This is a genomic window from Amycolatopsis keratiniphila subsp. keratiniphila (assembly GCF_001620365.2).
Lineage (GTDB): Bacteria > Actinomycetota > Actinomycetes > Mycobacteriales > Pseudonocardiaceae > Amycolatopsis > Amycolatopsis keratiniphila.
Map to the genome: position 1 here is coordinate 1 of NZ_LQMT02000022.1, position 16,880 is coordinate 16,880.

At 68.6% G+C, this 16,880-nt stretch carries 15 protein-coding genes; 4 read left to right on the top strand and 11 right to left on the bottom strand.

Annotated elements, in window-relative coordinates:
- Window positions 1–32: 32 nt before the first annotated feature.
- The 7 genes from AVR91_RS22420 to pdhA all read right to left on the bottom strand — a co-directional run bounded on the left by AVR91_RS22420 (window position 33) and on the right by pdhA (window position 7,283).
- On the bottom strand, window positions 33–515 hold the full coding sequence (locus AVR91_RS22420; RefSeq protein ID WP_063274060.1) for an FxsA family protein: 483 nt from the start codon (window positions 513–515) through the stop codon (window positions 33–35).
- 44 nt (window positions 516–559) lie between these two features.
- Window positions 560–1,060, bottom strand: a complete 501-nt coding sequence (locus AVR91_RS22425) for a P-loop NTPase family protein (protein WP_063274059.1) — start codon at window positions 1,058–1,060, stop codon at window positions 560–562.
- A gap of 2 nt (window positions 1,061–1,062) precedes the next feature.
- Window positions 1,063–3,006, bottom strand: a complete 1,944-nt coding sequence (locus AVR91_RS22430; RefSeq protein WP_143254076.1) for an ABC transporter ATP-binding protein — start codon at window positions 3,004–3,006, stop codon at window positions 1,063–1,065.
- A gap of 26 nt (window positions 3,007–3,032) precedes the next feature.
- A complete protein-coding gene (locus AVR91_RS22435; RefSeq protein WP_063274058.1) occupies window positions 3,033–3,602 on the bottom strand; it encodes a TetR/AcrR family transcriptional regulator in 570 nt (189 codons plus the stop codon).
- A 148-nt stretch (window positions 3,603–3,750) separates the two neighbouring features.
- Window positions 3,751–5,067, bottom strand: coding sequence for a dihydrolipoamide acetyltransferase family protein (locus AVR91_RS22440; RefSeq protein ID WP_063275306.1), 1,317 nt, complete (start codon window positions 5,065–5,067; stop codon window positions 3,751–3,753).
- Window positions 5,068–5,083: 16 nt separating this feature from the next.
- Entirely contained in the window at window positions 5,084–6,076 is a 993-nt protein-coding gene (locus AVR91_RS22445) for an alpha-ketoacid dehydrogenase subunit beta (RefSeq protein WP_063275307.1), read from the bottom strand.
- A 1-nt stretch (window position 6,077) separates the two neighbouring features.
- Window positions 6,078–7,283 carry a pyruvate dehydrogenase (acetyl-transferring) E1 component subunit alpha gene (pdhA, locus tag AVR91_RS22450; protein WP_063275308.1) on the bottom strand — a complete coding sequence of 402 codons (1,206 nt, stop codon included), beginning with the start codon at window positions 7,281–7,283 and terminating at the stop codon, window positions 6,078–6,080.
- Window positions 7,284–7,656: 373 nt separating this feature from the next.
- Between pdhA and AVR91_RS22455 the strand changes: the two genes are divergently transcribed.
- Window positions 7,657–9,069 carry a M20/M25/M40 family metallo-hydrolase gene (locus tag AVR91_RS22455; RefSeq protein WP_083737699.1) on the top strand — a complete coding sequence of 471 codons (1,413 nt, stop codon included), beginning with the start codon at window positions 7,657–7,659 and terminating at the stop codon, window positions 9,067–9,069.
- A gap of 52 nt (window positions 9,070–9,121) precedes the next feature.
- The gene (locus AVR91_RS22460) at window positions 9,122–9,979 is read left to right on the top strand and encodes an alpha/beta fold hydrolase (RefSeq protein ID WP_063275310.1); all 858 of its coding nucleotides are present in this window, start codon (window positions 9,122–9,124) and stop codon (window positions 9,977–9,979) included.
- A 168-nt stretch (window positions 9,980–10,147) separates the two neighbouring features.
- Here the strand turns inward: AVR91_RS22460 and AVR91_RS22465 are convergent, their stop codons facing one another.
- Complete coding sequence (locus tag AVR91_RS22465; protein ID WP_063275311.1) at window positions 10,148–11,146, bottom strand: ABC transporter substrate-binding protein; 999 nt, start codon at window positions 11,144–11,146, stop codon at window positions 10,148–10,150.
- Between the two features lie 114 nt (window positions 11,147–11,260).
- Between AVR91_RS22465 and AVR91_RS22470 the strand changes: the two genes are divergently transcribed.
- Entirely contained in the window at window positions 11,261–12,244 is a 984-nt protein-coding gene (locus tag AVR91_RS22470) for a FecCD family ABC transporter permease (RefSeq protein WP_063275397.1), read from the top strand.
- Window positions 12,241–13,245 (top strand): FecCD family ABC transporter permease, encoded by a 1,005-nt coding sequence (locus tag AVR91_RS22475; RefSeq protein ID WP_063275312.1) that lies wholly within the window; start codon window positions 12,241–12,243, stop codon window positions 13,243–13,245. The genes AVR91_RS22470 and AVR91_RS22475 overlap by 4 nt, the downstream gene beginning before the upstream one ends.
- Here the strand turns inward: AVR91_RS22475 and AVR91_RS22480 are convergent.
- Genes AVR91_RS22480 through AVR91_RS22490 form a run of 3 tightly spaced genes read right to left on the bottom strand, consistent with a single transcriptional unit; the run spans window position 13,242 to window position 16,701 of the window.
- Window positions 13,242–14,084 (bottom strand): transglutaminase family protein, encoded by an 843-nt coding sequence (locus tag AVR91_RS22480; protein WP_037334373.1) that lies wholly within the window; start codon window positions 14,082–14,084, stop codon window positions 13,242–13,244. The genes AVR91_RS22475 and AVR91_RS22480 overlap by 4 nt on opposite strands.
- A complete protein-coding gene (locus AVR91_RS22485) occupies window positions 14,081–15,028 on the bottom strand; it encodes an alpha-E domain-containing protein (RefSeq protein WP_016338202.1) in 948 nt (315 codons plus the stop codon). Before AVR91_RS22485 ends, AVR91_RS22480 begins: the two co-directional genes overlap by 4 nt.
- 11 nt (window positions 15,029–15,039) lie before the next feature.
- Window positions 15,040–16,701 carry a circularly permuted type 2 ATP-grasp protein gene (locus AVR91_RS22490; RefSeq protein ID WP_063275313.1) on the bottom strand — a complete coding sequence of 554 codons (1,662 nt, stop codon included), beginning with the start codon at window positions 16,699–16,701 and terminating at the stop codon, window positions 15,040–15,042.
- Between the last annotated feature and the right edge of the window lie 179 nt (window positions 16,702–16,880).

Below are 16,880 nucleotides of genomic sequence, written 5' to 3' on the forward strand. Positions count from 1 at the left end.
GTGGCGAAGCTAGTGGCGAAGTCGAGCGGCGCTTAGCCCTCGACGATGCGGCCCTCGATCACCGGCGGCTGCTTCTTGGTGGCCTCCGCGGGCGGCGTGTCCACGACGACCTCGCTGTCCACGACCATCACCGGCCCGCGGGCGCGGTTCGCGAACTTGACCGCCCTGCGCTGCATCCGCTTCTGCCACACCTTGCGCGCGACACTCCGCGTCGGCGGCAGGATGAACAGCAGGCCGATGACGTCGCTGACGAAACCGGGCAGCAGGATCAGCAGGCCACCGAGCCCGATCAGCATCCCGTCGGTGAGTTCCTTCTCCGCGTCGGCGGGGCGGCCGAGCCGTGCGGACTCGGCGAACGCCCGGAAGGCGCGGCCGCCTTCACGGCGCGCGAGCCAGGAGCCGACGAACGCACCGGCGAAGAGCAGCGCGATCGTGCCGAGCACGCCAACGGCCGAGCCCACCGCCCACACGGCGGCGATCTCGGCGACGACATAGAGCAGGAACGCGACAGCCATACCTGGACAACGTACGGCTTGCCCGTTTTGCTCCCAACCCCCGGTCAGCCGATCCGGCGAAGGAACTCCTCCGCCTCGCGTGGCCTGGTCAGCACGATCCGCCGCGCGTGGGCCCCTTGCTCCGCCAGCCTTCGCACCGTCCGCTCCCGGTAGTGCTTGGGCCAGCGCCAGACGTAGGTATAGAACTCCGGATCCAGCCTTTCGGGGCAGCCGGGTGCCTGCTTGTCCTGGCCGAGATCGCGCAGGCACCGCACGAGCACTCGGCGTAGGCAGACGCGGCGCGGGTAGTCGAGGAAGACGATCGTGTCCGCTCTCGGGAGGCGGAGATGCATCGACGCCCCGTAGTTGCCGTCGATCACCCAGGCGTCGGACGCGATGACCTCCTGTTGCGCGGCGTGGAACTCGGCGTCCGGCGCCGGTGTCCACCCCGGCCGCCAGTAAAGCCGGTCGAGGTGGGTGACGGGCAGGCCGAGCGTGGCGCCGAGCCGTCGCGCGAACGTCGACTTCCCGGCGCCGCTGCAGCCGACGACCATGATCCGCCGCACGGTCAGGCCTCGTCGAGGTACGCGGCGGCCTGCAACGTGAACAGCTCGGCGTAGCCCGCCTCCGTCGCCATCAGCTCGTCGTGTGTCCCGTATTCGGCGACCTTTCCGTGCTCCAGCAACAGGATCCGCTCCGCCTGCCGCACGGTGGAGAACCGGTGCGAGATGTACAGCGTCGTGCGCCCCTCCGAAAGCTCCCGCAGCCGCGAGAAGAGGTCGTGCTCGGCCTGGGCGTCCAGCGCGGAGGTCGGTTCGTCGAGGATCAGGATCGGCGCCTCCCGCAGGAACGCCCTGGCCAGCGCGATCTTCTGCCATTCGCCGCCGGACAGGCTGACACCCTGGTCGAACCAACGGCCGAGCGGGGTGTCGTAACCGCTGGGCAGGCGCTCGATCCGCTCGTCGGCGCCGGCGCGTTTCGCCGACGTCTCGATCCGTTCCCGGTCGACGAGGTGCGTGAGGTCGCCGAGCCCGATGTTCTCGGCAGCGGTGCCCTGGTAGGTCACGTAATCCTGGAACATCGCACTGATCTGCCGCCGCAATTCCACCGGGTCGTACTCGCGGATGTCGACGTCGTCGAGCAGGATCCGCCCGCCCGTCGGGTCGTACAGCCGGCACAGCAGTTTGAACAGCGTCGACTTCCCCGCTCCGTTGCGGCCGACGACGGCGACCGTCTCACCCGGCCGGATCTCGAAGCTCACGCCGTCGAGGGCGGGATCGGCCGCTCCCGGATAGGTGAAGGACACTTCTTCGAACCGGATATGTCCCTCCACAGTGGACGGAAGCGGCCGCGGCTCCGACGGCGCGACGATCTCCGGTTTCGTCCCGAGGAAGCGATACAGCGTGTCGAGATAGAGATTGTTCTCGTACATCCCGGAAAACGCGGTGAACAGACCCTGGACGGACGTCTGTACCGACGCCGCGGCCGCCGTGTACAGCGCGAGGTCGCCGAGGGTGAGCCTGCCGCCGACGGCCTCCAGCGCGATGTACAACGCGATCGCGGATCCGGCGGCCGTGCTGAGCAGACCCCACGATGTCGAGCTGACGCTGCGCTTGCGGGTCAGTGTCCGCTGACGGTCGTAGAAGACCTGCCCGAGCCGCTGGAAGCGGTCGACGAAGTACGGGCCGAGGCCGAAGAGCTTGGTCTCCTTGGCGTAGGTGTCCGTGGTGACCAAGGAGTTCAGGTAGTCCATCCGCCGTTTCAGCGGCGACATCATCAACGTCAGCCAGAACGCGCGGGCGCCGTACTTCGACTGCGAGATGAACGCGGGGATCGGCGCCAAGAGCGCGACGAGCGCCAGCAGCGGGCTGACCGAGACCAGCAGAGCGATCATGCTGCCGAACGTGATCACCGTCCGGATCAGGCCCAACGCCGAGTTCATCATCGACAGCGGCCGGGTCGGCGCCTCCTGCGAGGCCTGACGCAACATGTCGTAGGACGCGGAACCCTCGAAATACGAGAGATGCAGCGCGCTCGCGTGATCCATCACCTGATGGCGGATGGTCAGCGTCATCCGTTCCTGCAGCAACGACTGGCCATAGGTGGTCAGCGCCTGCGAAACCGCGGTGAGCACGAGAATGCCGAACTGGAAGAGCGCGACACCGACGATCGCGCTCTTCGTCCCGTGTCCCTGGATCGCCGCGACCACCGAATCGATCAGCAGCTTCGCGATGTACGCGGTCGCCGTCGGGAGGAGACCGGAAAGAAGCGTTACGAGGGTGATCACGATGGTGAGGACCGGGCTCGCCTGCCAGGTCAGCTTCGCGACCTTCGGCAGGCCGCGGACCGTACCCGTGACGTTGACCCACATGCGGTTGAGCCGGGACTTGAGGTCTTTCGGAACGGCTTCGGGTTCGGGCTCCGGAATGTCGACCGGGCCGGTCAGCCCGCTGTCGGGCACCGTCGACGGCGGACGCCGCCGCCTGCCGCCGCGCGCCATGAACAGTTCCAGGCCGCCTCCCCCACCGGGCGGGCCGATCATGCGGCCGCCAAAGCGCCGTTGAGGAACACGTCGACGAGCTCCATCGTGGTGGGCTCGTCGCCGGTCTCGCTGAACCGGATCCGGCCGCTGAACAGCAGCGACAGGAAGAGCGCCGCGGACTGCGACGGCGGCAGGCGGAGCCGGTCCTTCTCGGGCTCGAACAGCTCGGCCATGGCGTCGCGCATGGCGCTCATCGACTCCTTGCGCCGGTCCCTCCGGTCGTCATGGCGATGCTCCAGCCGCCTGCCGGAACCGTGCATGACCGCCATGAGCGCGCCCATGCGCTGGAGGTGCGCGCTGAGCGCGTCGGCCGCCTCGATGAGCCTGTCGTCGAGGGTCTGGTCGAGGTCGATGACCGCGATCGCGTCGAGGACCTGGTCGGGCTTCAGCGCTTCGGCGAAGCAGGTGGCGAACAGTTCGTCCTTGTCCTTGAACACGCGGAAGACGGTGCCTTCGCCGATGCCCGCGGCGCGCGCGATCTGGCTCGACGTGACACCGGTGCCGTGTTCCACCAGCAAGGGCAGCACGGACTGGACGATCATCCGGCGCCGCTCGTCGGCACTCATCCCCGGCGCTCTCCGCCGGGTGGTGGTTTCTGTCATGAACCCAGTTTGCGGAGTGAGCGCTCACTCCGTCAACTGAATATGGCTGAAGCGCGTGAAGGCCCCCTTCCCTCGACTGAGCCGAGGGAAGGGGGCCTTCACGCGCGAAACGTCAGTAGGTGATCGCCACAGCCGGGTCGGCCAGCAAAGCGCCGACGTCGGCCAGGAACTCCGAGCCCTGCTGCCCGTCGACCACGCGGTGGTCGAAGCTCAGCGAAAGCTGGAGCACCTTGCGCACCTTGATCTCGCCGTCGACCACCCACGGGGTGTCCTTGATCGCGCCGAGGCACAGGATCGCGGACTCGCCGGGGTTGATGATCGGCGTGCCGGTGTCGACGCCGAAGACGCCGACGTTGGTGATGGTGATCGTGCCGCCGAGCATGGCAGCCGGGGTGGTCTTGCCCTCGCGGGCGACGTCGGTCAGCTCGGTGAGCGCGATCGCGAGTTCCTTCAGCGACATCGAATCCGCGTCACGGACCTTGGGCACGACGAGCCCGCGCGGGGTGGCCGCGGCGATCCCGAGGTGCACGTAGTCCTTGTAGACGATCTCCTGCGCCGCCTCGTCCCACACCGCGTTGACGTCCGGAGTGCGCTTGGCCGCCAGGCAGACGGCCTTCGCCGCGAAGGTCAGCGGGGTGACCTTGACCCCGGCGAACTCGCGCGACTTCTTCAGCTTCTCCCGGAACTCCATTATCGGCGTGACGTCGATGGTCAGGAACTCCGTGACATGCGGGGCGGTGTAGGCGCTCTGCACCATCGCGGCGGCGGTGGCCTTGCGGACGCCCTTGATCGGGACACGGCGTTCCCGCGTCGCGGGGTCATAGCAACTATCCACAGTGGACACAGCAGTCGGAGCGGCCGAACCGTTGGCGGCCGCCTGCACGTCGTCACGGGTGATGACGCCGCCGTCGGCGGTGCCGGTGAGCGCGTGCAGATCGACGCCGAGGTCCTTGGCGAGCTTGCGCACCGGCGGCTTCGCCAGCGGCACGTACCCGCCCTTCGGCTTCGAAGACACCGCGGCCGCAGCAGGCGCCGCGGGAGCAGGGGCGGGAGTCGCGCCCTTCCGCGCCCGACGCTGCGTGACGACGGCCTTGGAGCCGTAGCCGACCAGCGGCTTCATCTCCTCTTCCGCCGGCTCTTCCGCCGCGGGCGCGGCGGTGGGTGCCGGGGCCGCCTTGCCGCCGGGGTCGACGTCGATGGTGAGGATCGGCGCGCCGACCTCCACCGTCTGGCCCGGCTCGACGAGCAGTTCGGTGATCACGCCGGCCCACGGGATGGGCAGTTCGACGGCGGCCTTCGCGGTCTCGACCTCGACGACGATCTGGTTCACCGTCACGGTGTCACCCGGCTTGACCTGCCAGGCGATGATGTCGGCCTCGGTCAGCCCCTCCGCCGTGTCGGCCAGGGGGAATTGTTTGTACTCGGGCATTTCAGCGATTTCCCCCTTACCAGGCGAGCGAACGGTCGACGGTGTGCAGCACCCGGTCCAGGTCGGGGAGGTAGTGCTCCTCGAGCTTGGCCGGCGGGTACGGCGTGTCGAATCCGGTCACCCGCAGCACGGGGGCTTCCAGCGAGTAGAAGCATTCCTGCTGCACGCGCGCGGCGATCTCCGAGGTCAGCGACGATTCCGACGGCGCCTCGCTCAGCGCGACGAGCCGTCCGGTCTTGCGCACCGACTCGAACACCGGCTCCAGGTCGAGCGGGGACAGCGTCCGCAGGTCGATGACCTCCAGCGACTTGCCCTCGTCCTCGGCGGCGGCCGCCGCGTCGAGCGCGACCTTCACCGACGGGCCGTACGCGACGACCGTGGCCGTCGTGCCTTCTCGGACCACACGCGACTTGAACAGCTGGTCCGGCGTGGCTTCCGTGTCGACCTCGGACTTCATCGCGCCCGAGTGGTACAGCTTCTTCGGCTCGAAGAACAGGATCGGGTCGTCGGATTTGATCGCCTGCTGGATGCCCCAATAGGCGTCGACGGCGTTCGAAACCGAAACGACCTTGAGGCCGGGGATGTGCGCGAACAGCGACTCCGGCGACTCCGAGTGGTGCTCGACCGCGCCGATGCCGCCGCCGAAGGGCACCCGGATCACGATGGGCATCTTGATCTTGCCCTGTGTCCGGTAGTGCAGCTTCGCGACCTGGCTGGAGATCTGGTCGAAGCCGGGGAAGATGAAGCCTTCGAACTGGATTTCGCACACCGGGCGGAAACCGCGGACGGCGAGGCCGACCGCGGTGCCGATGATGCCCGATTCCGCGAGCGGCGTGTCCAGCACGCGCTGCTCGCCGAAGTCCTTCTGCAGACCGTCGGTGATGCGGAAGACGCCGCCGAGCTTGCCGACGTCTTCACCCATGATCAGGACCTTCGGGTCCTCTTCCATGGCGCGACGGAGGCCGAGGTTGAGGGCCTTGCCGATGGTGAGTTTCTGGAGGTCGGCCATTTCAGTGCTCACCCGCCCCGACGAAACCGTCCAAGTAGGACAGGAAGTCTTCGCGCTGCTTGTCCAGCAGCGGCGTGGACTCCGCGTACACGTTGGAGAAGATCCGGTCCGGTGGTGGTTCCGGCATGTTGAAGCAGTAGTCGCGCAGCTCGGCCGCGAACGCGTCCGAATCGGCCTGCACCTGGTCGAAGAACGCCTGGTCGGCGCCGCCACCGCGGGCGAGGTACGCCCGGACGCGCTCGATCGGGTCCTTGAGCTTCCACTCCTCCAGCTCGTCGGAGAGCCGGTAGCGGGTGGGGTCGTCGGTGGTGGTGTGCGCGTCCATCCGGTAGGTGAACGCCTCGATCAGCACCGGGCCGTTGCCGTGGCGGCACTCCTCCAGCGCCCAGCGGGAGACCGCGAGGCAGGCGAGGACGTCGTTGCCGTCCACGCGGATGCCGGGGAAGCCGTAGCCGCGGGCGCGCTGGTACAGCGGCAGGCGCGACTGGCGTTCGGTGGGCTCCGAGATCGCCCACTGGTTGTTCTGGCAGAAGAACACGAGCGGCGCGTCGTAGACGGCGGCCCAGACGAAGCCCTCGTGCACATCGCCCTGCGAAGTCGCTCCGTCACCGAAGTAACAGATGGTCGCTTCGCTGTCGTCGTCGCCGACCTTGCCTTCGAACTTCTGGCCCATCGCGTAACCGGCGGCGTTGAGCACCTGGTTGCCGATCACGATGGTGTACGGGTGGAAGCCGTGGGCCTTGTAGTCCCAGCCGCTGTGGTCGGTGCAGCGGAAGATGCCGAGCACCTCTTTGAGGTCGACGCCGCGGGTGTAGGCGACACCGTGCTCGCGGTAGCTGGGGAACGCCATGTCCCCCTTCCGCAGCGCGCGGCCGGAGCCGATCTGCGCGGCCTCCTGCCCGAGCAGCGGCACCCAGATGCCGAGCTGGCCCTGGCGCTGCATCGCGTTGGCCTCGCGGTCCGCGCGGCGGACCAGGACCATGTCGCGATACAGACCCTTGAGGGCCTCGGCGTCGATGTCCTCGACGTAGCGGTCGAATTGCGGCGAGGCGACCCGTTCGCCTTCGGGGGTGAGCAGCTGAGTCAGCTCAGCGCCACCTTCGCTCGTTGCTCGCAAACCGGCGATCACCTGTTCGGGGGAAGGCTGCGCCGCTACGGCGGCGGGACCATCTCCAGGCTCCGGGTGCGTCCAGTGTTCGGACGGCATGCGCTGCTCTCCTTGATGTCGGCGCCTCTGGCGGCCACTTGTGGCGGCCACAGTGACTGCGCCGGCGGGGACCAGCGCGTCGGATCTGAAGCGCTGGGTCACCGTCGGCGTTGACGGTTCGTGCGGACATCCTGGCATGCCGGATGCCGTTTTGGTCAGTGGCGGATGCTGATTTGTTGCTGAGAAAGGGTGTCTGATCAGGGAAAATGCTAGGAAGCCCGAGTGTGGGGCCGCCGAAAGTAGGGAATTCACCCGCGGGCCGACCAGCGGACGACGCACCCGGACGGGTGTCCTGTCCGGCGCGGGCGATGACGATCCGTGCCCGCCGCTGTGATCCATCCCACTCTCCGGCACCCGTGGCAGGATGGCGGACGTGGAGCAGAAATCCGTACGCGAAACCGTGGTTTCGAACTGGACGAACGACGTCCTTCCCAGCCTGTCCGGCCTGGTGGCGATCCCCGCCCTGTCGCCGGCGTTCGACGCCGAGTGGGCGAAGACCGGCCATCTCGCCGCCGCCGTCGAGCACGTCCGCTCCTGGATCGCCGCGCGGGAGATCCCCGGCGCGACGCTCGAGGTCGTGGAGCTCGAAGGCCGCAGCCCGCTGCTGGTCGTCGACATCCCGGCGACGTCCGAAGCCGCCGACAAGGGCACCGTGCTGATGTACGGGCACCTCGACAAGCAGCCCCCGGTCGGTGGCTGGTCCGAGGGGCTCGCCCCGTGGACGCCGGTGATCCGCGACGGCAGGCTGTACGGCCGCGGCGCGGTCGACGACGGCTACTCCGGCTACGCGGCGACGACGGCGATCGAGGCCGTGCGCGCCGCCGGTGGCGAGCACTCCCGCGCGGTCGTGCTGCTGGAGACCGGTGAGGAATCCGGCAGCCCGGATCTGCCCGCCTACGTCGAGCATCTGAAGGAGAAGCTCGGCGCGGTCTCGCTGGTCGTCTGCCTCGACGCCGGCGGCACCGACTACAAGCGCCTGTGGCTGACCACCAGCCTGCGCGGCATGCTGCACGTCAACGTCACCGTGAAGGTGCTCGAGTCCGCGCAGCACTCCGGAATGGCCAGCGGCATCGTGGCGAGCTCGTTCCGCGTCCTGCGTGTCCTGCTCGACCGGATCGAGAACGCCGAAACCGGCGAGATCAAGCTCGCCGAGCTGAGCGTCGACATCCCGGAGAACCGCGTCGAGGACGCTCGCGGTGTCGTCGAGATCGCGCCCGGCGCGGCGAAAACGCTCTTCCCGGTGGTCGGCCGGACGGTGTCCGACGACGATCTGGAGCTGCTGCTCAACAACTCGTGGCGGCCGACGCTGTCGGTGATCGGCGCGGAGGGCTTCCCGCTCCCGGCCGACGCGGGCAACGTGCTGCGCGACAGCACCACGCTCACCCTGAGCTTCCGCCTGCCGCCGACTGCCAATGCGCAGGCCGCGATGGAGGCGGTCCGCCGCGTGCTCACCACCGACGTGCCGTACGACGCTTCGGTGGAGCTCGGCGACTTCCAGGCGGAGAACGGCTGGAACGCTCCGGACACCGCGCCGTGGCTCGACGAGGTGCTCCACCGCGTCAGCGGCGAGGTCTTCGGTGAGCCGCACAAGAGCTTCGGCATGGGCGGGTCGATCCCGTTCATGGGGTTGCTCGGCGAGAAGTACCCGGACGCGCAGTTCGTGGTCACCGGTGCTTGCGGGCCGGATTCGAACATCCACGTGCCGGACGAGTGGCTGAACATCGACTTCGCGCAGCGGGTCACCGAGGCGGTCGCGCACATCCTGGACGCGCACGCGCGGAGCTGATCTCCCGGCTCACGCTGCAATGAACGGGCCGTTCATAGCGCTCGGGAGGATCATGTTCGAAGGCTTCGAGCTCGAAAACGTCGACACCGGCGAAGTGACCCTCAGGGTCCGCCACGGCGGATCGGGGCCGCCCCTCGTCCTCCTGCACGGACATCCCCGCACCCACACCACCTGGTACGACGTCGCGCCGCGGCTCGCGGACGCGTTCACCGTCGTCTGCCCGGATCTCCCCGGCTACGGCCAGTCCTCGAAACCCGAGACCACCGAAGACCACTCAGCGCATTCGAAACGCGCCATGGCCAGGCACATCGTCGCGCTCATGCGGCATCTCGGCCACGAGCGGTTCGCCGTCGCCGGCCACGATCGCGGCAGTTACGTGGCGCACCGGCTGGCCATGGACCATCCCGAAGCGGTCACCAAGCTGGTCATCCTCGACGGCGTCCCGATCGGTGAGGCGCTCGCGCGCGCCGACGCGGACTTCGCGCGGAAATGGTGGCACTGGTTCTTCTTCGGCCAGCTCGCGAAACCCGCCGAGCGGGTGATCAACGCCGACCCGGACGCCTGGTACGGCGGTGACCCCGAAGCCATGGGCGCCGAGAACCACGCCGACTTCCTGCGCGCGATCCACGATCCCGAGACGGTCCACGCGATGCTCGAGGACTACCGCGCGGGCCTCGGGCCCGACCGCGAAGCCGACGACGCCGACAAGGAGGCCGGGCGGAAGCTCGCTTGTCCCGTCCTCATGCTGTGGTCCAGCCGCGACGACATGGCCGAGCTGTACGGCGACCCGATCGCGGTGTGGCGTGAATGGGCCGACGATGTCCGCGGCTTCGCCATCGAGTCCGGGCACCACGTCGCCGAGGACAACCCGGCCGACCTCGCGGCGGCGCTACGCGAGTTCCTGGCCTGACTCGCGGGCCGGACCGGTACTTTCGCGTGACTGGATGGACGACACGCGTGATCAGACGGACGACACGCGTGATTGAACGGACGACACGGGGCGGGGACTCCGGCGCGCGTGTGTCGTCCGTCCAATCACGCGTGTCGTCCCTTCGGTCACGCCAAACCGCTCGGCCTCCTAGGCGAACTTGTTCAGCGCCGCGGTCAGTTCCGTCAGTTGCGGCGTGAAACGCTGATACGAGAACGGCGTCTCGTTGTTCCACGGGATCAGCTTCCCGGCCTTCACCGCGGGCAGCTGGGCCCAGGTCGGCACGCCGCCGAGCCCGTCCGGGCCGAGCGACAGCGAACCGCCGCGGTTGTCGTACATGATCACGTCGGCCGGGTACTTGCCGATGTTCTCCCAGCTGATCTGCTGGTAGTAGCCGCCCTGGCTCTCGTCCGGCGCCTCCGGCGTGACGAAGTTCAGCCCCTTGCTCTGGTAGTGCTTCGAGGTCGCGAACTTCGGCGCGTTCGAGACGTAGACGGCGTCCTTCTGCGCGGACACGAGGAGGATCTTCAGCCCGGCGGCCTTCTTCGCCGCTTCGGCGAGCGCGGCGTCGGCCTTCTCGTACTCCTCCTTCGCGGCCTTGATCGCCGGAGTCTCGGTGTCGGCGCCGAGCGCCTTCGCGAGCGCGATGAACTTCGCGATCCCTTCGGGCATCGAGATGTCCTGCAGCCGGACGCCGACGCTCGGCGCGGCCTTGTCGATCTTCTCCGTCTGCGTGTCCGGGACGTACCACATCTGGTCCTTGAGGTACATCACGCTGACCAGCAGCTGCGGATTCAACGAGACGAACTTGTCGAAGTTGAACTCGTTCCACACGTTCCCGAGCGAGGTCACCGCGTTCAGGTCGACGCCGCCCGCCTGCGGGTCCGGCTTGCCGTCGGCGAACTTCGACGGGCCGAAGATCCCGACCGACTTCACGCCGAGATCCCACAGCGCCGCCGCCGCGGTCACCTGCGCGACGATCCGCGTCGGCCGTTCGCCTTCGAGCTTGCGGCCGCGGTCGTCGGTGAAGGTCCAGGTCGCGCCCGCTCCCTGCGTGGGCGTCTCTTCCTGATAGCCGCAGGCGGTCAGGAGGCCGGTGGCGCCGAGCGCCGCGGTGCCGGCGAGAAAGCCGCGTCGGGAGAGGTGCATGGAGATCTTCTTTCGCCGTCGTACCGGATTTCGTCGTTAGGCTAGCCTTCCCTTATCGTGGACGCCATGGTCCAGGTCACGGAGCGCGGCACAACCATGAGGACCAGCGTTTCCGTGAGAACGCTGGTCCTCGTCGGGTCTCTGGCAGCGCTCGTCGCGGTCATCCTCCTGTCGATCGGCTTCGGCTCGAATCGCCTCTCGCTCGGCGAAGTGCTGCACGCCCTCTTCGCCTACGACGGGAGCTACAACGACGTCGTCGTCCGCGACGATCGCCTGCCCCGCACGGTGCTCGGCGTCCTGGTCGGGATGGCGCTCGCGCTGGCCGGCTCGCTCATGCAGGCGATCACCCGCAACCCGGTCGCGGAACCCGGCCTGCTCGGCATCAACCACGGTGCCGCCGTCGCGATCGTGCTCGGCTCGACGCTGCTCTCGGTGACTTCGCCCGGCGAGTACGTCTGGTTCGCCTTCGCCGGGGCACTCGCGGGCACCGCGCTGGTCTCGGTGATCGGCGGGACACGCGGTGCGACGAGCCCGCTGAGGCTGGTGCTGGCCGGTGTCGCCATCCAGGCGGTGTTCGTCGGGATCAACCAGGGTATGCAGCTGATCAACACGCACAACCTGCAGGCCATGCGGTTCTGGCTGGTCGGTTCGCTGGTGAACCGGAACCTGGATCAGCTGTCGGTCTTGCTGCCGTTCTTCGTCGCGGGCGTGGTGATCGCGATCGTGCTGGCCCGGGCGCTGAACGCGTTGGCGCTGGGCGAGGACACGGCCCGCGGCCTCGGCGCGAATCCGGCGCTCGTCCGCGTGGCCGGGATGGTCGCCGTCGGCCTGCTTTCGGCGTCGGCGACCGCGGCCTGCGGGCCGATCGCCTTCGTCGGCCTGATGATCCCGCACGTCGTCCGGACGCTGATCGGCCAGGACGAGCGCTGGGTGATGCTGATTTCGGCGTTGCTCGGCCCGGTGCTGCTGCTCGGCTGCGACGTCCTCGGCCGCCTGCTCGGCTCGCCGGGCGAGATCCAGGTCGGCGTGATGACCGACGTCGTCGGCGGGATCGCGTTCGTGATCGTGGCCCGGCGACTGAAGGCGGTGCGCCGATGACCGCGCCCGTCCGTCGTGAGTCCGGTTTGGACAGACGATCGGTGCTCGTCGTCGCCGCGCTGGCCCTGGTGACGCTGACGCTCGTCGTGCTTTCCGTCGGCACCGGCGACTACGAGATGAGCCCCGGCGAAGTACTCGCCACCCTGTCCGGCCAAGGGACGAAGGCGCAGTACCTGGTCGTCATGGGACGGCTTCCGCGCGTGCTGGTCGCGATCCTCGCCGGGGCCGCGCTGGCGCTGGCCGGGGCGGTCTTCCAGACGATCACCCGGAATCCGCTCGGCAGCCCGGACATCATCGGCTTCACCACCGGTTCGGCGACCGGCGGCATCGTGACCCTGCTGCTCTTCGGCTCCGGCCCGGGACTCGTGTCGGTCGGCGCGCTGGTCGGCGGGCTGCTGACCGCGCTGGTCGTGATGGCGTTGTGCGCGCCGCACGGTCTGCTGAGTTCGCGGCTGGTGCTGCTCGGGATCGCGATCAGCGCGGTACTGGTCGGGGTGAACTCGTACCTGCTGGTGAAGGCGAACCTCGAAGCCGCGTCGCAGGCCGTCGGCTGGCTGGTCGGCGACCTTTCCGGCCGCGACTGGAGCTTCTTCGTGCCGCTGGCCGTCGCGGTGGTGGTGCTCGCCCCGGTCGTGTTCGCCAACGGCCGCGCGCTGCGCATGCTGGAGATGGGCGACGACACCGCCACCGGTATCGGCGTCGACGTCCACCGCGTGCGGCTGACCTTGGTGCTGGTCGCGGTCGCGCTGGTCGCCGCCGCCACCGCCGCGACCGGACCGCTGCCGTTCATCGCCCTCGCCGCGCCCCAGCTCGCGCGCCGGATGACGCGTCTGCCGGGGCCCAACCTGCTCGCCTCGGTCTTCGTCGGGGCCACGCTGGTCGTCGCGGCGGACTACCTCGGCCAGCGGTTGCTGGAGTCCTCGCTGCTGCCCGCGGGTGTCGTGGCGGCGGCCCTCGGCGGCGCGTACCTGCTCTGGCTGCTGCTTCGGAGACGTGCCTAGGTCAGCCGGGTCAGCTGAACTGAGACGTCCAAAGTGGACTGGCCGCCACCGGTGAAGATGCCCTTGAGCGGCGGCACGTCGGCGTAGTCCCGGCCGTACGCGACCCAGACGTGCCGCGGTCCGACCGGGATCGCGTTCGTCGGGTCGTAGGCCCACCAGCCGCCGGTCCAGACGTCGACCCAGGCGTGGCTCTCGCCTTCGACCGTCTCGCCGAGTTTCGCCTCCGGTTTCGTGTGCAGATACCCGGAGACGTAGCGCGCGGGGACGCCGATCGCTCGCAGCATCACCAGCGTGACATGCGCGAAGTCCTGGCAGACGCCTTCGCGCGCACGCCACGCGTCGGTCGCCGTGCTGTGCACGCCGGTCGTCCCCGGCTGGTACTTGAGCTGCTGGTTGACCCATTCGCACACCGCGAGCACGGCCTCCGCCGGGTCGAGCCCCTTCCGCAGTTCGCGCGCGACCTTCGTCAGCTCCGGATCGCGGGGCGTGTACGGCGTCGGTGTCAGGTACTCGGTGCGGTGGTCGACCACGGTGTCACTGCGCAGGTCCTTCCACGTCGCCGAACGGACCGGCTCGCCTTCGTCGGCGGTCTCGACCACCGACGTCGCGAGCACGGTGAACTCGGTGTGCGGCGCGTGAAGGTCGAACGAGGTCACGACGGTGCCCCAGTAATCCGTGTACCGGTAAGCACGGGTCGCCGGCGTCGTCTCGACCCGGTTCACGACCGTGGTCTGCCGGCGGTCGGAGCGCGGGGTCAGCCGCGCCTCGTTGTACGACTGAGTGGCCGGCGTCGCGTACCGGTACCCGGTCCGGTGGGCCACCCGAAGCTGCCAGGTCACAGCGAAACCTCCGCACCGCTCCAGGCCACCCAAGGCGACGAATGGAAGTACTGCACCGAAACCGCGTCGCCGATGTCCTTGATCGAGGTCTGCAGGGCGCCGAGCCGTTTCGGCAGATCCTCCAGCAGATCCGACGGCCGCAGGAACTCCAGCTCGCTGCGCGCGCGGCCGAGCTGCCGCAGCGCTTCGGACTTCTCGTTGGCACGGGAGTTGACGCCGGGGTCGAGCCGCTCCAGGCATTCTTCGGCCTGCCGGAGCGCGTGGAACACCGAACGCGGGAAGAGCGTGTCCCGCAACAGGAACTGCACGACCCGGGCGGCGTCGAGCGCGCCGCGATAGGTCCGCAGGTACGTGTCCTGCGCGCCCGCCGAGCGGAGCACGGTGATCCAGCCGGGTGACGACGCGCTGTCCTGCACTCGGGAGAGCAGCAGCCGCACCACCATGTCGGCGCGTTCGACCGAGCGGCCGAGCACCATGAACAGCCAGCCGTCGTCGCGGCTCATCGTCGAATCGGCGAGTCCGGCGAACATCGCCGCGCGCTCCTCCACGAAGGAGAGGAACGCGTGCGGCCCGGCGCGGCGCGCGTACCGCTGCCGGTCCGGCACCGCGTTCCACGTGGCGTTCAGGCATTCCCACAGCTCGGTCGAGACGACCTCGCGGGCGCCGCGCGTGTTCTCGCGGGCGGAGTTGATCGAGCCGACGATCGACGCCGGATTGTCCTTGGCGTAGGCGACCAGTTCGGTCAGCTTCCACACGTCGAGGGTGTCCATGCCCTCGGGCGAGATGCCGAGGACGGCGAGCAGCTGGCGGCTCGCGTGGTCCGGGTCGACGCTCGCGTCTTCGAGCAGCTGATGCACGGAGACGTTGAGGATCCGGGAGGTGTCATCGGCGCGTTCGACGTACCGGCCGATCCAGTACAGCGATTCCGCGTTGCGGGCGAGCACATCAACCTCCCTTATGCCTGTTGCTGCTGCTGTTGCTGGGTGGTGGTCAGCTCCGGACCCTGTTCGGCGACCAGACCGTCCACTTGGGACAGTGCGCCGAGCGCGGGCCGGTCCAGTTCCCGTTCCGCCGTCGAGGACCGCGGCGCCAGCACCCAGGTGTCCTTGGAACCGCCGCCCTGCGACGAATTGACGACCAGGCTGCCCTCCGGAAGCGCGACCCGCGTCAGCCCGCCCGGCAGGACGAAGATCTCCTTGCCGTCGTTGACCGCGAACGGCCGGAGATCGACGTGCCGCGGCGCCAGTCTTTCGTCCACTTTGGATGGAACGGTGGACAGCTGGACCACCGGCTGGGCGATCCAGCCGCGTTTGTTCGCGCGGACCTTGCGCTTCAGCGCGGTCAGCTCGGCCTGCGTCGCCTCCGGGCCGAACACTATGCCGTACCCGCCCGAACCTTCGACCGGTTTGATCACCAGCTCGTCCATATGCCGCATGACGTGGTCGAACTCGTCCGGCAGCCAGCACCGGAAGGTGTCCACGTTGGGCAGCAGCGGCTTCTCGTTGAGGTAGTACTTCACCATCTCGGGCACGTAGGTGTAGACGAGCTTGTCGTCGCCGACGCCGTTGCCCACCGCGTTCGCGATCACCACGTTGCCCGCACGCGCCGCGTTGAGGATTCCGGCCACGCCGAGCACGGAATCCGGCCGGTAGTGCACCGGATCGAGGAACTCGTCGTCGATCCGCCGGTAGATGACGTCGACCTGCCGCTCACCCTCGGTGGTACGCAGGTACACGACGTTGTCCCGGCAGAACATGTCGCGGCCTTCGACCAGCTCGACCCCCATCAGCCGGGCCAGCAGCGAATGCTCGAAGTACGCGGAGTTGTGCACGCCGGGGGTGAGCACGACGACCATCGGGTCGGCGACGTTGGCCGCGGCCGCCGCCCGGAGCGCACGCAAGAGATGCGAAGCGTAATCGCCGACCGGGCGCACCCGGTGCTGGGCGAACAGGTCCGGGAACACGCGCGCCATCGTGCGGCGGTTCTCCATCACGTACGACACGCCGGACGGGTTGCGGAGATTGTCCTCCAGTACCCGGAAGGTGCCCTCCTCGTCGCGCACCAGGTCCACACCGGACACATGGATGCGGACGCCGTTGGGCGGGTTGATCCCGAACGCCTCACGCTGGAAGTGCTCGCACGAGGTGATCAGCCGTCGAGGAAGAACGCCGTCACGCAGGATCTGGCGGTCGCCGTACACGTCGGCGAGAAAGGCTTCGAGCGCGCGGACCCGTTGCGCCACCCCGCGTTCGAGTTTGCTCCATTCGGTGGTGGTGATCACGCGCGGCACCAGGTCGAGCGGGAACGGGCGTTCCTGGCCGGACAGCGAGAACGTGATGCCCTGGTCCACCATGGCCCGGTCGATCGCCGCCGACCGGGACGAGAGGTCCGCCGACGTCAGCGCGGAGATCGATTCGTACAGCGCGCGGTACGGCTGGCGGACCGTGCCGTCGGCGGTGAACATCTCGTCGTACGCGCCCGCGTGCGGCCGGGACGGCGAGAGATAGCCGTCGAACTGCGCCCCGGGTTTCGCCGCGCGCCGGGCCGACGTCGTCGTCCGAGGGCGGCGGCCCGCAGGTGGGAGCCGGGGCGCCGAGTTGTTGTTCATGGGGGTCATCGTGACCCATGTACCCCGTTCGGCGCGAGATGCCCGGGTTGGCTTGTTGGAATGATCAGCCTGATGCTAGCCTCGCCGCACGTATTCAAACCTGACTGGGGAAGGTTGGATTCTGTTCGGCGTTTCGCCATGCGTATAACTCGCATATTACCTGCTGGATAAGCAGGCTCTGAATTTTA

Excerpts from the sequence above, each read along its gene's own strand:
- AVR91_RS22445 (WP_063275307.1), bottom strand. The coding sequence starts at position 6,076 with ATGGCCGACCTCCAGAAACTCACCATCGGCAAGGCCCTCAACCTCGGC.
- AVR91_RS22465 (WP_063275311.1), bottom strand. The coding sequence starts at position 11,146 with ATGCACCTCTCCCGACGCGGCTTTCTCGCCGGCACCGCGGCGCTCGGC.
- AVR91_RS22460 (WP_063275310.1), top strand. The coding sequence starts at position 9,122 with ATGTTCGAAGGCTTCGAGCTCGAAAACGTCGACACCGGCGAAGTGACC.
- AVR91_RS22420 (WP_063274060.1), bottom strand. The coding sequence starts at position 515 with ATGGCTGTCGCGTTCCTGCTCTATGTCGTCGCCGAGATCGCCGCCGTG.
- AVR91_RS22435 (WP_063274058.1), bottom strand. The coding sequence starts at position 3,602 with ATGAGTGCCGACGAGCGGCGCCGGATGATCGTCCAGTCCGTGCTGCCC.
- AVR91_RS22440 (WP_063275306.1), bottom strand. The coding sequence starts at position 5,067 with ATGCCCGAGTACAAACAATTCCCCCTGGCCGACACGGCGGAGGGGCTG.
- pdhA (WP_063275308.1), bottom strand. The coding sequence starts at position 7,283 with ATGCCGTCCGAACACTGGACGCACCCGGAGCCTGGAGATGGTCCCGCC.
- AVR91_RS22490 (WP_063275313.1), bottom strand. The coding sequence starts at position 16,701 with ATGACCCCCATGAACAACAACTCGGCGCCCCGGCTCCCACCTGCGGGC.
- AVR91_RS22475 (WP_063275312.1), top strand. The coding sequence starts at position 12,241 with ATGACCGCGCCCGTCCGTCGTGAGTCCGGTTTGGACAGACGATCGGTG.